General features: G+C 63.8%; 13 protein-coding genes and 2 riboswitches. Of the genes, 3 read left to right on the top strand and 10 right to left on the bottom strand.

Annotated features, from left to right (window positions below; genetic code table 11):
• Positions 1-18: 18 nt before the first annotated feature.
• The 3 genes from D8767_RS18015 to D8767_RS18005 all read right to left on the bottom strand — a co-directional run bounded on the left by D8767_RS18015 (position 19) and on the right by D8767_RS18005 (position 2,726).
• Positions 19-429, bottom strand: coding sequence for a DUF2946 family protein (locus D8767_RS18015; protein ID WP_016714669.1), 411 nt, complete (start codon positions 427-429; stop codon positions 19-21).
• A gap of 170 nt (positions 430-599) precedes the next feature.
• Entirely contained in the window at positions 600-2,171 is a 1,572-nt protein-coding gene (locus tag D8767_RS18010) for a sensor domain-containing diguanylate cyclase (protein WP_121757638.1), read from the bottom strand.
• Positions 2,172-2,246: 75 nt separating this feature from the next.
• Positions 2,247-2,726 carry a hypothetical protein gene (locus D8767_RS18005; protein ID WP_016714667.1) on the bottom strand — a complete coding sequence of 160 codons (480 nt, stop codon included), beginning with the start codon at positions 2,724-2,726 and terminating at the stop codon, positions 2,247-2,249.
• A gap of 135 nt (positions 2,727-2,861) precedes the next feature.
• Between D8767_RS18005 and D8767_RS18000 the strand changes: the two genes are divergently transcribed.
• Both D8767_RS18000 and D8767_RS17995 read left to right on the top strand, forming a co-directional pair.
• Positions 2,862-3,359 carry a GNAT family N-acetyltransferase gene (locus D8767_RS18000; RefSeq protein ID WP_016714666.1) on the top strand — a complete coding sequence of 166 codons (498 nt, stop codon included), beginning with the start codon at positions 2,862-2,864 and terminating at the stop codon, positions 3,357-3,359.
• Between the two features lie 121 nt (positions 3,360-3,480).
• Complete coding sequence (locus D8767_RS17995; protein WP_016714665.1) at positions 3,481-3,804, top strand: hypothetical protein; 324 nt, start codon at positions 3,481-3,483, stop codon at positions 3,802-3,804.
• A gap of 46 nt (positions 3,805-3,850) precedes the next feature.
• On the opposite strand, the gene D8767_RS17990 is transcribed toward D8767_RS17995, so the two are convergent.
• The 7 genes from D8767_RS17990 to D8767_RS17960 all read right to left on the bottom strand — a co-directional run bounded on the left by D8767_RS17990 (position 3,851) and on the right by D8767_RS17960 (position 12,200).
• Positions 3,851-5,188, bottom strand: coding sequence for an OprD family porin (locus D8767_RS17990; protein ID WP_016714664.1), 1,338 nt, complete (start codon positions 5,186-5,188; stop codon positions 3,851-3,853).
• On the bottom strand, positions 5,185-5,619 hold the full coding sequence (locus D8767_RS17985; protein ID WP_016714663.1) for a pseudoazurin: 435 nt from the start codon (positions 5,617-5,619) through the stop codon (positions 5,185-5,187). Before D8767_RS17985 ends, D8767_RS17990 begins: the two co-directional genes overlap by 4 nt.
• Positions 5,620-5,636: 17 nt before the next feature.
• Positions 5,637-6,425 carry an ABC transporter ATP-binding protein gene (locus D8767_RS17980; RefSeq protein ID WP_016714662.1) on the bottom strand — a complete coding sequence of 263 codons (789 nt, stop codon included), beginning with the start codon at positions 6,423-6,425 and terminating at the stop codon, positions 5,637-5,639.
• The gene (locus tag D8767_RS17975) at positions 6,422-7,438 is read right to left on the bottom strand and encodes an iron ABC transporter permease (RefSeq protein ID WP_016714661.1); all 1,017 of its coding nucleotides are present in this window, start codon (positions 7,436-7,438) and stop codon (positions 6,422-6,424) included. Before D8767_RS17975 ends, D8767_RS17980 begins: the two co-directional genes overlap by 4 nt.
• Positions 7,438-8,448, bottom strand: coding sequence for an ABC transporter substrate-binding protein (locus tag D8767_RS17970; RefSeq protein WP_016714660.1), 1,011 nt, complete (start codon positions 8,446-8,448; stop codon positions 7,438-7,440). Before D8767_RS17970 ends, D8767_RS17975 begins: the two co-directional genes overlap by 1 nt.
• A 110-nt stretch (positions 8,449-8,558) precedes the next feature.
• Positions 8,559-8,758, bottom strand: a riboswitch (cobalamin riboswitch).
• 28 nt (positions 8,759-8,786) lie between these two features.
• On the bottom strand, positions 8,787-9,953 hold the full coding sequence (locus D8767_RS17965) for a DUF1624 domain-containing protein (RefSeq protein ID WP_016714659.1): 1,167 nt from the start codon (positions 9,951-9,953) through the stop codon (positions 8,787-8,789).
• 120 nt (positions 9,954-10,073) lie between these two features.
• Positions 10,074-12,200 carry a TonB-dependent siderophore receptor gene (locus D8767_RS17960; RefSeq protein WP_016714658.1) on the bottom strand — a complete coding sequence of 709 codons (2,127 nt, stop codon included), beginning with the start codon at positions 12,198-12,200 and terminating at the stop codon, positions 10,074-10,076.
• 108 nt (positions 12,201-12,308) lie between these two features.
• Positions 12,309-12,517: riboswitch (cobalamin riboswitch) on the bottom strand.
• Between the two features lie 160 nt (positions 12,518-12,677).
• On the opposite strand from D8767_RS17960, the gene D8767_RS17955 reads away from it, so the two are divergent.
• Entirely contained in the window at positions 12,678-13,424 is a 747-nt protein-coding gene (locus D8767_RS17955) for an outer membrane beta-barrel protein (protein ID WP_016714657.1), read from the top strand.
• Positions 13,425-13,432 lie beyond the last annotated feature (8 nt).

Below are 13,432 nucleotides of genomic sequence, written 5' to 3'. Positions count from 1 at the left end.
AGGCGTGCCCGGCTGACGTCAGGCGAAAGGCATTACAGCGACGGGGAAGGCGGTGGGGGAGGCGCGGGGGTGGAGGGCGGGGCGTTGATAGCGCGGTGGCGGTTGTGCCCAGCTACGTACGACGATGGGCGAGGTGGCCACGGCTTGCGCCGGGGTGAACGACCAGCCGCCGCTGCCGAGCGGTACGGCCAGGCCGAACGAAGAGCACACCGGGCAGTCCAGCTGGGCCATGTGCTGGTCACCGCCGGCGCCGTCCAGGTCGATGGCCACGCCGTGTTCGCTGTTCACCGAGCAGAAGCCGCCCTCCAGCCCGGCCAGGCGCAGTCCGCCCATCTGGCCATGGTGCAGGCCGCACAGCAACAGGCTGAACAGGACGCTGGCGTAGAGCGTCCAGGCAGTCAGCGTGCGAGTGTGCCGGGTGGTTTTCATGGCGGAGAATCTACCATCCGGATGAACGGTCGGGTAGCTCTTTTGCTGCAAGATTCACGGGGCTGCTTTGCGCCCCCAAAATCTGTCAGGCTGCCCGCTCAAGCACATCCAGCAAATCGACAAACGCCAGCGCCAGTTGATGCCGTGGCGCCAGGTTACCGCCCCACAGGTCAGGCGATGACTACCCGATTGCGCCCCTCCTGCTTGGCCCGGTAAAGCGCCCGGTCAGCCCTGCTCAGTGTTTCCACAGGCTCACTGCCTGCCTCGCCATCCCAGCGCGCTACCCCCAGTGAAATTGTCACCGCCCCCACAGGTTCCAGCGGCGTATCCTGTACTGTAACCCGCAACCGTTCAGCCACCACCGCGGCCACCTCCAGGCTGGCCCCCGGCAGCATCATCAGGAACTCTTCGCCGCCGGTGCGGCACAGCAGGTCCCCTTCACGGCAACAACGGCGCATCAGCTCGGCCAGCTGGCGCAGCGCCTGGTCGCCGATCTCGTGCCCATGGCTGTCATTGACCCGCTTGAAATGGTCGATGTCCAGCACGATGGCCGCAAATGCCCGTCCTTCGGCTTCCAGCAACGACAGGCTGAGTTCCAGGCTGCGGCGGTTGCCCAGGCCGGTCAGCGGGTCGGTCTGGGCATCACGGTCAAGCCTGCCGATGCGCTCGTGCAGCAGGTTCAGCCCGAATAACAGTGCGCGCTTGAGCTCGGCCGCCTCGAAGTACCAGGCGGGCACCCGGTGCAAGCGTTCGGCTGTACCGGCTCGGTCCATCGAACGGGCGCCGGCGGCCAGTTGCCAGAGTGGCCGGGCAATGGTCAGGGCCAGCCACCACAGCAGCAGGCTGCCCACCAGCGCGAAGGGCGCGGAGGTGCCGATCACGTTGAGAATCAGGTGGCTCAGCGGCGTTACGGTCTGTGCCAACGGCTGCTGCGCCACCACGCCCCAGCCGGCGCTGGGCACGGTGGCGTACCCGGCCAGCATTTCCACGCCCTGGCTGTTGGTCAGTTGCCGAGTACCGCTGTCCAGTGTCGCCAGTTGGTCGACCAGCGCGTTGCCTTCCACCACGGTGCCTACTCGTTGGCTGTTGGGGTGATACAGCAGTCGGCGGTTGCGGTCGACCACATACAGGTACGAGCCGTCCTTGTAGAAGTGTTCGCCCAGCAGGCTGTTGAGGATGTTGCGTTCTCGCAGGTACAGGCTGCCCCCCACGTACCCGAGGTAACGGCCGTTGTCGTCGAAAATGGGGTGCGACAACACCACCACCAGGTTGTTGGCCGCCGACAGGTAGGGCGTGGAAACCAGAGGGCGGCGTTCGTGCAGTGCTTCCTGAGCACCCGGCGATTGCATGCGGGTGCCGACAAAGTGGCGTAGCGAGGCTGGAGAAATCGCCAGCAGCACGCCGTTGGCATCGATCACGAACGTGGAGTTGAAGGCCATGCTCTGGCCCAGTACACGGTCGGTCTCCACCTGCAGTGCTGCCGCTTCGCTCAACTGGTGGCCCTGCACGCCGGCGCTGAATGAAAGCTGCTGCAAGGCGTTGCCGATGAAGGTCTCGGTGATGGTTGCCAGTTTCGTCGCATACACCCGGTTGGCTTCCAGGGCGTGGTCGATCAGCAGCTGGCGCTGCACCCGGTAGCTGGCGAAATAGCTGGCGCACAGCATGACCAGGGCAGTAAGGGCGCAGAGCACCAGAATGAGTGTTCGCAGATCCAGGCGCAATCCGTGCTTGGCGTGTGGCAATCCTGACCTCGGGCTTTGAAAATAGCTAAGAAATGGAAACAGCCTTGCGCGCTAGGGGGTGGACGGGCGCTGCATTCAGGAACCTGCCCTGTCCAGCGCATTCAGCTCGTCTTCCACCTGTTGCATGCGTCGCTCCACCAGCGCCTGCACCTTCACATCGCGGGCGGTTTCGCGCATCAGGGCAGTGAGCTTTTCGCTCAGGCGCCTGCCGGCTTCGGTGTCTTCCAGCGCGCGGGCCTTGGCCGGGTCCTGGGTGGCTTCGACGATGGTGGCGAACTCGGCATCGCTGAAATTCTTCTCGCTGTAGAGGCGGAACAGGTCCTGGTGCTGGTCCTCGACGGTGAGGTACTTGCGCAGTACACCCTGGATAGTGGCTTGCGACAGCTGCGGGTGAGTGCGACCGAGCAGCGTGGCCATGCGCTCGATATTGTGCGTGTAGGCATCCTGCAGCGGTAGCTGGGCGAGGATCTGTTCTTCACGGGTTGGCTTCTGGTCGCAGGCGGTAAGGGCGGCAGTCAGCAGCAGGGGCAACAGCAACTTCTGGAAGCGAGGCATGGCGTGGCCTGGTCTGGTCTGGCAGTGAAGACTGCCGATTATACCGATGTCCGCATGGCCGCGACGAGCCCCGTTATTTGCCTTGATCGGCACGCTGGTGTAGAACCCAGCCCTCCAACCATTGCCAGCAGCCCCATGCCAAACCGGACCCTGCAACCTGTCGCGCGCGTCGCCATTGCCGAAGTCGTGGCGTTTGTCGAAAGCGCTCGCCGCGAGCTGTTCCCGATGCTTGTCGCGGCACCCTTGCCGCACGACCTTGCGCACTTTGCCGAAACCTACCTGGACGGCGCGGGCTGCTTTCTTGAAGCCCGCGATGACGGTCGGCTGGTCGCTGTGATCGGCTATGTGCCCTATGACCATCGTTTTGCCCAGCTTGACTATCACGCTGAGCGGGTAGTGGAGGTGGTGCGCCTGTTCGTGCTGCCGGCCTATCGCAGGCAGGGTCTGGCGGGCGCGTTGTTCAGTGCATTGCGCGAGCGGGCGGTGCAGGCGGGTATCGACTGCCTGTACCTGCATACGCATCCGTTTCTCCCGGGTGCGATTGCGTTCTGGGAACGGCATGGGTTTGCGGTGGTGGACGTGGAGCAAGATCCGGTCTGGCAGACCACGCACATGCAGCTGCGGCTGCGCTGATTTGTGGGAAAGCGCCTACAACGGCCTTTTCGGCGTGATCGACGCGTTCATTTTCAGGGCGGCCCGGCTTGCTTACCTTCCCTCATGCAAGGCTTTTTCACTGCACCGAGGGAGACTCACGATGCCACACATGGCCCTGTACAAACTTAAACTGCTGGACGAGTTCGAGGACCGCAGCGACTTGTGGACCTTCGGCGATTTTGAGAACAGGTTGATGGACTTGTGGCGTGGCGCGACGCGGCATGATGCCAAAGGCATCATCAATGCGGCGCACAAGGAACGGCGCTGGCCGAGGACGGTGAAGCGCTACCTGCTGACCAACTACCGGGTATTTGGCAATGTCAGTTCGGAGCTTGAGCAGACGTTTGCCGAGGTATTGGCGACGATGAGTGTGCAAGAACGGGCGGAGTGGGGCTTGCTGCCTGCTGCCGGCACGGTTGCCTGACAGAACCTGGGGCTGCCCGGCAGCCCCGATTCAGGCAATGCAGCCATCAGAACCCGCCCGACAACGGCCACTCCACCGCCAGGCGTATCTGGTCACCATCCAGCTCGGCCTGCGCCGTGTTCCCCCGGTGCACGTTATGTCGCAGCGAGAACGTGGTGCCCTTGGCCTTGCCACTCTGCACCACATACCGCGCCTCCAGGTCGCGTTCCCAATGTTTGCCACCCTTGCCATACCCCAGGTACGCATACCCGCCAGTCGGGTCGACATGCGTGCCGTCGATATCGAACCCGCGCACGTACAGCGCCGTCAGGTTCAGCCCTGGCACCCCATAGGCCCCCAAGTTCAGGTCATAGCGTGCCTGCCATGACTTTTCGTTCGGTGCGTTGAAGTCCGACATCTGCACCGCGTTGGCAATAAAGATCGCACCCCGCGTGACGTAGTCGAAGGGCGTATTTCCGTCCACTTGCTGCCAGCCCAGGCTGAACCCGTGCGGCCCTTGGTTGTAACGCGAGACCAGGCTCCAGGTGGTGTTGTCGATACGCCCGGACAGCGCCTTGCCGGTGTCGGTGGTGCGGTACAGGTTGAGGTCCAGGCTGACGCTGCGGCGGTTATCCAGCACATGGCTGAGGGTGCTGCCCAGGTAATGCTGGTTCCAGCTGTCCTCGTAGCGCGAGGTGTAGAGGCTGCCGCTGAAGCTGGCGCCCGGGTTCCAGACCACGCCGGCCAGGTCGAAGCTGTTGCCCTGTTTGCTATTGGAGTAGTTCACCACAAAGCCCTGATCGTGGCTTGTGGCATTGCGGTCGGTGCTCTCGTTGAAGTGCCCGGCCACCAGCTTGAGCGTGTCGAAGTCGTTGCTGGTAAGGAAGAAACCGGTGGCGGTCTCGGGTAACAGGCGGCTGTCGGAAGAGCTGAACACCGGGGTCTTGACCCGCTGCTCACCGTAGGCCAACACGGTATTGGCCATGCGCACTTTCAATGCCGCGCCTGCGCGGCTGTACTCGTTCTTTGGGTGCCCGTCGTTATCGACCCCCAGCAAGCGCGCTTTGCCCGCACGCCCACCGCCACTGTCGAGTTGTACGCCCAGGTAGGCGTGGGCATCGACGCCGACACCCACCAGGCCATGTGTAAAGCCAGACTGGAAGGTGCCCATCAAACCGTAGGCCCATTCTTCAGCCTTGCCACTGCGTTCGCTGCGTGGTTTGTAGGCATTGCGCGCGGAACTGTTGCGCCCGCCATGCGTGTAGTCGCGCTGGTCGAACACGCTGCGGTTGAGGATGCTCCAGCTGCCATCCTCCACAAAACCGTTGCTTTGCGACTGTGCAGAGTCGGCCTGGGCGAACGGCGCCAGCCCCAGCAGTGGCAGCGCCAACAACAACCGGCTCATTGCGCGGCCTCAAGTTTCTGCAACTGGGCAGCAAAGCGGGCCTTGGCCCGGGTCGGCAAGTTGGCGGGCAGTTCGGTAGCCGATGCGTCACCTACCTGGATGACCATCACCATGCCCATCGCCAGGTGCGGAATGCACTGGATGCCGTACACGCCCGGCACGCTGAAGGTTTGTTCGAACGGCTGGTTCAGCTTGCTCTTGAAGGGCTTGGCCCCGGTGGGCAGCAGGCCTGCCACGCTGGCCGCATTGTGCCCGCTCTGGGTGGGCAGGAAGCGCACGGTGTCGCCGGGCGCGATGCGCAAGTGGTCCGGCTCGTAAACCATCGCGCCTTCGCTGCCACGGTTGAGCATTTTCACTTCGTGCACGTCGGCCAGCGCGGCCGGGGCGAGCAGGGTGCTGGCAAGCAGCAAGGCGAGAGGACGCAGCGGCATCGGTAGAACTTCCTGGTTCAGGGGGCGCGAAAGCGTAGGATGCGCGCGCCGTCGAAGGGGTCGGTAAGGTAATGGGCGTGAACGCCGAAGGTGTTCAGCAGGCGCTCGGGGGTGAGCACTTCAAGGGGGTTGCCCAGGGCGACCAGGTGCCCTTTGTCGAGTACGGCCACGCGGTCACAGGTGAGTGCCTGGTTGAGGTCGTGCAGCGCTACCAATGTGGTGACCGGCAGGGCCTGGACCTGTTGCAGCAGGCTCAGCTGGTGCTGGATGTCCAGGTGGTTGGTCGGCTCGTCCAGCAGGAGTACTTGTGGCCGTTGCGCCAGGGCGCGGGCGATGTGCACGCGCTGGCGCTCGCCACCGGACAATGAGCCCCAAAGGCGTGTGCGCAGGTGCAGGGCATCGAGGTCAGCCAGCGCCTGCTCGACGATGGCGCGATCCACTTGCGAGAACGGTGCCAGTGCTGAGAGCCAAGGTGTACGGCCCAAGGCCACGGCATCGAACACGCGGATTGCATCGAGGGTGTCGGCCTGTTGTTCGACCAGTGCCAGGGCCTGCGCCACACGGCGGCGGGGCAGCTGTGCCAGTGGTTCACCCAACAGTTGCACGCTGCCGCTGGCCGGCTTGCGCAGCCCGGCCAGCAACTTGAGCAGCGAAGACTTGCCCGAGCCGTTAGGGCCGACAATGCCGAGCGTTTCGCCCGCGACAACGTTCAGCTCGATACCGCTGAGCACGGTATTGCCGGCCAGTTGCAACCCCAGGCCCTGGCAACTCAGGGGCGAAATCTGTACAGCGGTCATGACGGTCATGAGCGCCCCCGGCGGCTGATCAGAATCAGCGCGAAGACCGGTGCCCCGATCAGTGCGGTGACCACCCCCACAGGGATCACCTGGCCCGCAATCAAGGTGCGTGAAAGCACGTCGGCGGTAATCAGGAACAGCGCGCCGCCCAGTGCGCTGGCTGGCAGCAGGCGGCTGTGCCCGGGGCCGAGCAGCAGGCGCAGGGCGTGGGGAATCACCAGCCCAACAAAACCGATGGCACCGACGATGGACACCATGACCGCCGTCACCAGCGCCGCGCAGCTGATCAGCAGTAGCTGGGTGCGCCGCACCGGTATGCCCAGCGAAGCAGCCGAATCGGCGCCGAAGGTAAAAGCATCCAGCGCGCGGCGGTGCAACAGGCACACCACCAGGCCGAACAGTGCCACCGGCACGGCCAGCCACACCGATGGCCAACGCACCCCGCTGAGGTTGCCCATCAGCCAGAACAGGATGCCGCGTGCCTGTTCGGCAGTGGCCGACTTGGTAATCAGAAAGGCAGTTAGCGCGTTGAACAGTTGTGAGCCGGCAATGCCGGCAAGGATGACCTGGGCGTTGTTGTTGCCGGGGCCGGCCGCGCGGGCCAGTACCAGTACAAGGGTGAATGCGGCCAGTGCGCCGATGAACGCCCCGGCGGACATGCTCAATGCCAGGCCACCCAGCCCCAGCAGGCCGACCAGCACCGCCCCGGTCGAGGCGCCGGCAGACAACCCCAGCAGATAAGGCTCGGCCAAGGGGTTGCGCAACAGCGCCTGGAGGATCACGCCACACGTCGCCAGGCCGGCACCGCAAGCAGCGGCGACCAGGGTGCGGGTAAGGCGGTAATTCCAGACGATGCCGGCGTCGATCGGGTCGACCGGGTAGCCGGCCTGCCACAGGTGGTTGGCCAGCACCTGGCCAACCACACGGGGCGACAGGTTGGTTTCGCCAATGGCGGTGCCGGCCAGCAAGGCGGCCAGCAGGGCTGCAAGGGCGACCGCGATGCAAGGTAACAGGCGAATCATCACTGGGCTGCTTTACCGCTGGCAAAGGCTGCAGACAACGTCTGCAGGCCGCTGAAAAGGCGGATGCCGGCCTGCATGGCATCGGCGTCGAGGATGATGATGCGGTCATGCTTTACCGCGTCCATGTTGCGGGTAACCGGGTCGTTACGCAGGAATTCGAGCTTTTTCTGGTAGTCGTCGGCGGGGAAGCGGCGACGGTCCATGCGCGCGATGATCAGCCAGGTGGGGTTGGCCTTGGCCAAGGTTTCCCAGCCTACGGTGGGCCATTCCTCCGTGGACTCGACCACGTTGCGCACCCCCAGGGTGCGCAGCATGAAGTCGGCGACGCCTTGGCGGCCGGCCACGTACGGGTCGATGTCGAGGTCGGCGCTGGAGAACCAGAACAGTGCCGAGGTGGCGGACAGGTCCTTGCCCGCCAGTTGTGCCTTGGCGCTGTCCAGGCGGCCTTTGAGCTCGGCATTCAGGGCAGTGCCGCGGTCTTGCACATCGAAGATCTCGGCCAGCTGGCTGACGCTCTTGTAGATGCTGCCTACCTGGAACGCTTGCAGGCGAGTACCGTCGGCGCCGACCAGGTTGTCCTTGCCTTCGCAGTCCGAAGGCAGCAGGTAGGTGGGTATCTTCAGTTCGTCGAACTGTTCGCGGGTGCCGACAACACCCTGTGCGCCGACCATCCATTCGAACTGTACCGCGACCAGTTGCGGGCGCTTGCCCACTACGGCCTCGAAGCTCGGGTCGTTGTCAGCCAGGCGCGGCACCTTGTCGTTCTGCGCTTTGTATTCGGGCAGTACGTTGTTGAACCACAATGAGGTGCCAGCCAGTTTGTCACCCAGGCCCAGTGCGTAGAGCATTTCAGTGCCGGCCTGGCCGATGGTGACGGCGCGTTGAGGCGCCTGAGCGAACGTCTGCGGCCTGCCGCAATTCTCGACTGTAAGCGGGTAGTGGGTGGCGGCGGCTTGGGCCAGGCCAGTGAGGCCTAGGCCGGCGAGCAGGGTGGCGAAACGGGGCAGCATGCTGGGGCGATCTCCTATCGGACAGTTCGGGTGAGGAACGCACGGACAGGCATCGCCGCGCCCCGCCGTTGGCAGGGGCAAAACGGATGGCCAATCCCGGACACCCCGCCGGTTGGTGAATGTAGGCCGGCAGGTCTCCTGACTGGTGCGTCATGGCCCGGCTCCAGCCTTCCCGGGCAATTACGCCCAGTGGCATCAATGGAGCAGGCTCGGCACCTACAGTTGCGGGGGCAGTTCCGTTTGGCCCGTGTTGGCGGGCCTGGGATTCCCTATTAATTCCGTGGTGGAAACCGGCGGCCCGCATGGTAGACCATCGCGCTGCCGGGTGAAAACGCTTTTCAGAAGTACTTCAGCCAGGTGATGTCGCGGCGGCGTGCCTTCAAGCGGGCGAACTTGCGTACCGGCAGGTACAGCGACGCGGCCAGCAGGATGGCGATCAGCCACACGGCGGCGATGCCATCGAAACCAAAATAGTCGCCACGGTTGAGGCCGAACAGCGCCACGCAGGCCAGGTACAGCAGCTTCAGCACGTACAGGTGCAGCAGGTAGAAGAACATCGGCGCAGCACCAAACACCGCCAGCGCGCTGATCCAGCGGGCCTGGCCGGCGCGTTCGAAGGCGCGCAGCAACAGCAGGCCGCAGCCCAGGGTCAGGGCCAGGAACAGCAGTGACGGCGGGTATTTGGTGATGTTGAAGAAGCTCATCAGGGTTTGTGTGAAGGTTGGGTAGCCGCTCCAGGGCGCCTCGCCATAGCCATTGAACATACGCAACACGGCAAAGCCCAGCAGCGCGGCCAGCCCGGCCAGCAGCAGGCGGTGCTGACGTTCGACGGCCTCGCTGCCACGGGCGAACCACGGGCCCAGGCCGTAGCCCAGGGCGATGACGCCGATCCACGGCAGTACCGGGTAGGACGTGCGCAGGCGCAGGGTGTCGGAAAACGCCAGCCAGCCACGGTCATGCAGGATCGCCCACGGCACATGCAAGGCCGATTCCACGCCGAAGTGCAGGCCATCGAGCAGGTTGTGGCCGGCGACGATGACTGCGCCCAGGGCGAGCAGGGCGGCGCGTGGCAGCCATACCAGCAGCGACAGGGCGATCATGCTGATGCCAATGGCCCAGATGACTTGCAGGTAAATGACGCTGGGCGGCAGCTGAAAGGTCCAGGCGAAGTTGACCAGGGTGAACTCCAGCGCCACCAGAAACAGCCCGCGTTTGAACAGGAACGCCGACACATCGCCACGGCCCTGATGCTTTTCGCCGTACAGCCAGGCCGACAGGCCGGTCAGCAGGACGAACACCGGCGCACAGAGGTGGGCCAGCGTGCGGCTGATGAAGAGCGACGGCTCGGTGGTGTCGATGGCCATTGGGTCGCTAACCTGACGGTGCAGGAAGAAGGTTTCGCGGACGTGATCCAGGAGCATGAAAAGGATCACCAGGCCGCGCAGGGCGTCGATGCTCTGCAGGCGCTGGGTGAGCAGGGTGGGGGTGGCGCTGGCGCTTGTCATGGAGGGTCGCTGATAGGAATGAATGTCATGTGAAACGTTATCTTATAACTAATTGGTCAGCGGTTGGTAGAGGTTTTTGTGTTGCCTGCTCCGGCCTCTTCGCGGGCACAGGCAACTCAATCAGAAGCTGTAATCCACCGTCGCAAAATACGACCGTGGCATCCCCATCAACCACTGCTGCCCACTGAACGCCGACTGCACATACTCCCGGTCGAACAGGTTGTTCAACTGCAACCCCAGCCGCACATCCGGCAGCACCTGCCAGGCGACGTTGGCATCGACCACGGTGTACCCAGGCGCGCTCTGGGTATTGGCAGTATTGGCAAAGCGCTCATCCACATAACGCGCACCAATGCCGGCCTCCACTTGCTGCCCGAAGCCTTTGCTCAGCCACAGGTTGGCAGTACGCCGTGGCACATTGGCCGGCCGATTGCCCGCACGGTCCTGCGCTGCTCCACCGACCATTTCGTCAAAGTCATCATACTTGGCGCGCACCAGCGACGCGTTCGCCGACACCTGCCACTGATGCGCCAGCGCCAGTTCCAGGGTCGCTTCCAGGCCATCGGACGTCTGCTGCCCGGCCTGCTGCTTCTCGTGGGTGATCGGGTCGTCCACCAGCAGCTTCTTCTTGACGATGTGGTAGGCCGCCATCGTCCATTCACCGCGACCGTCCCAGAAGCGTTGCTTCAGGCCCACCTCGGTCTGCTTCGCTTCGGTCAGCTCATAGTGCATCTGGGCCGGGCTGAGGCTGATGAGATTGTTCACCCCGTCCTCGCTGGTGGAGTACTGGCCGTACAGCGACAGGTCGTCGGTAAATGCATACACCAGGCCGGCGCGCCAGTTGCCGCCTTGCAGGCTGTGGTCGCTGCGGCTGCCATCGATCAGGTTGTCGCGGTCGATGTGGTTCTGGTCGCGGCGCACGCCCGTGACCAACGACAGCCGATCGCTCAGCTGCAGGCGGTTCTCGGCGAACAGGGCGAAGGTGTGGGTGGTGGACAAGGTTTGCGGGCGCAGGGGGGAGGCGCTATGGAACCAGCCAGACTGCGCCTGCCACGGGTCGATGTAGTCGCCGCCCACATCGTTGTAGGGGGCATTGCTGTCGACGTTGAAACGCACCTTGTTGTACTCGGCGCCGACCACGGTCTTGCTGGCCAGGCCGAACAGGGTGTGGTCGAAGGTGAAGGTCTGGCGGTCGCCGAACTGCTCCTGGTTGTGCTTGATCTCCAGGTAGCTGCCGCGTTGCAACTGCTGGTGCTCGGCGTCCCAGCTGTAGTCTTCGGCGTTGCGCCAGTGGCGGCGACTCTTGATGTAGTACAGCTGGTTGCTGGCGCTGAGGTGGTCGTTCAGCGTCCAGTCGGTGTTCAGCCGGGTCCATTCATCGACGTAGTGCTGCACGTCGTTCTGCACGTTGTAGTTTTTTTTGCGCAGGCTGCTGCGGTAGTGGCCATCGATCAGTGGCGTGCCGTAGTAGTTGGCGGGTTGCGCATCGCCACGGTCGTGGGCGAGGGTGAAACTGAGGTCGTCGCTGGCATCGAAACGCAGCGCGGCGCTCAGGGCCAGGCTGCGCGAAGGGGTGCGGTCGACCCAGCCATTGCCCCCTTGCTGGTTCAGGGTCAGGCGGTAGCTCAGGCGTTCGCTGAGGCTGCCACCGCTGTCCAGGCCGAGCTGCTGGCGGTCCCACGAACCGTAACCCAGGCGCAGGTGGTTACGCACTTCGCCGGCAAACGGCTTTTTCGGGATTACGTTGACCACCGCACCGGTGGCGCCCTCGCCATGCAGCACCGAAGCCGGGCCGCGAATCACGTCGATGCGCTCGACCATCCACGGGTCGACTGGGAAGGTCTGGGTGCCGGCACCGGTGTACAGCCGTGCGCCGTCGAACAGGGTCATCACCGAGCTGTGCCCGGCAAAGCCGCGAGCAGAAAGGCCCGTGCCGCCGTCGCCCGGGGAGCCGACGAAGGTGATGCCCGGCGAACGGGTCACGGCGTCCTGCACCGTGAGGTTGTTGCGCTGCTGGATCTGCTCGGTGCTGATGCTACTGGTGCTGGCCGGCGTCTCCAGGGCGTTGAGGCCAAGGCGCGAGCCGGCCTGGGTCGGCGTGACCAGGTCGATAGCGTGGTTGTCGAGGGTGTCGGTAATGGCCGTGGTGGGCAGGGCCAGGGGTTGTCGGTCCTGGTCATCGGCCAGGGCTGGAAGGGCGACGGCCAGGCAGGCCGCCAGGGGGTGAAGCTTGAACATACGGGACATGTCGTTCCACTGCTGCAGGAATGAATGGATCCCGGTGGAAAACACGCAAAGGCGCACCGTGCAGGCAGGCGCGCGCACGGATACCGGCCTGCGCCCGCCCACCGCGGGTTGCCAAGTGAAGCTTCAGGCCGGTCTCCGGGCTTGCGAGGGGCATGAAACCTTCACCTTCCCATGCCTGAGCACAGTGGTATGTCGAAGGGTTCGCTCGCTTACCGTTGCGGGGGCAGCGCCGGACTTGTCGTGGTCGATACGACGCACCGGCTTCCCGTTTCACCCTGCACGCGGCGGTACAGGGCACCTGAAACTGGCGCGCATCTGACCATTGAAACGCCGGGGCGTCAAATGTTGGTACGCCATGAATGCCGCGATAAATCACAAGGTTGCACGTTTTTACTGATTTTTTTTCGAACTTTTTTGGCGGCGTTTGTCTCGAACCGCACGTTAGCCTTTCGTTATCAAGTCATGGAGACTTCCCGCATGCCTGCTCGTCAACTGTTGCGCCACTCCTGCCTGCTCGCCCTGATCGCCGCGCCGCTGGCTGCCACCGCCGCGCCCAGCACCGATCCGTTGTTCACAATCGGTCTGCAGGGCGCCTACGACAAGTTCAAGTTTGAAGGTGGCAGTGAAAGCGACAAGGAACACATGGGCCAAGGTGGCGTGTTCGCCACATTCGGCAACAAGCTGACAGCCGAATCTGGTTTCATCTACCAACTCGGCGCCGAGGCCAAATTCGGCAAAAAGAACGACAACAAGCTCAAGGAGGCTCAGGCCGATCTTGATCTTGGCTGGCGTGCGGCGTTGGACGCTCGCAACTTTGTCGACGTGACTGTGGGCGGCGGCTACAGCTGGTCGCGCTTCGAGCCGGAAATCAACGACCTTGATACCAAGCTCACCGTGAAGTCGCCCTTTGCCAAGGCAGCGCTGGGCTACAACCACCAGTTCGACGCCTCGACACTGCGGGTGGAAGTGGGCGCGCGGCATACCCTGGACGGCCGCGCGCGGCTGAAGGTGGATGACTTTGGCAGCGACACGGTCGACCTGAAAGACCGCACCAACCCGTATGCCGAGGTGACGTTGCTGATGAATCAGCAAGGCGGTATGCCGGTACAGGCCGGGGTTTACTACACCCGCACCGAATACAAGCTGGATGAAGACTCCCCAGTAGCAGACAACACCAAGCTCAAGCGTGACGAGTTTGGTGTGAAGGTAGGCTTGGCTTTCTGAAGCTGAGC

The organism is Pseudomonas sp. LTGT-11-2Z (assembly GCF_003691445.1).
GTDB classification, from domain to species: domain Bacteria; phylum Pseudomonadota; class Gammaproteobacteria; order Pseudomonadales; family Pseudomonadaceae; genus Aquipseudomonas; species Aquipseudomonas monteilii.
Note: the sequence above shows the minus strand (reverse complement) of the source record. Positions and strands in the feature narration are given on the sequence as shown.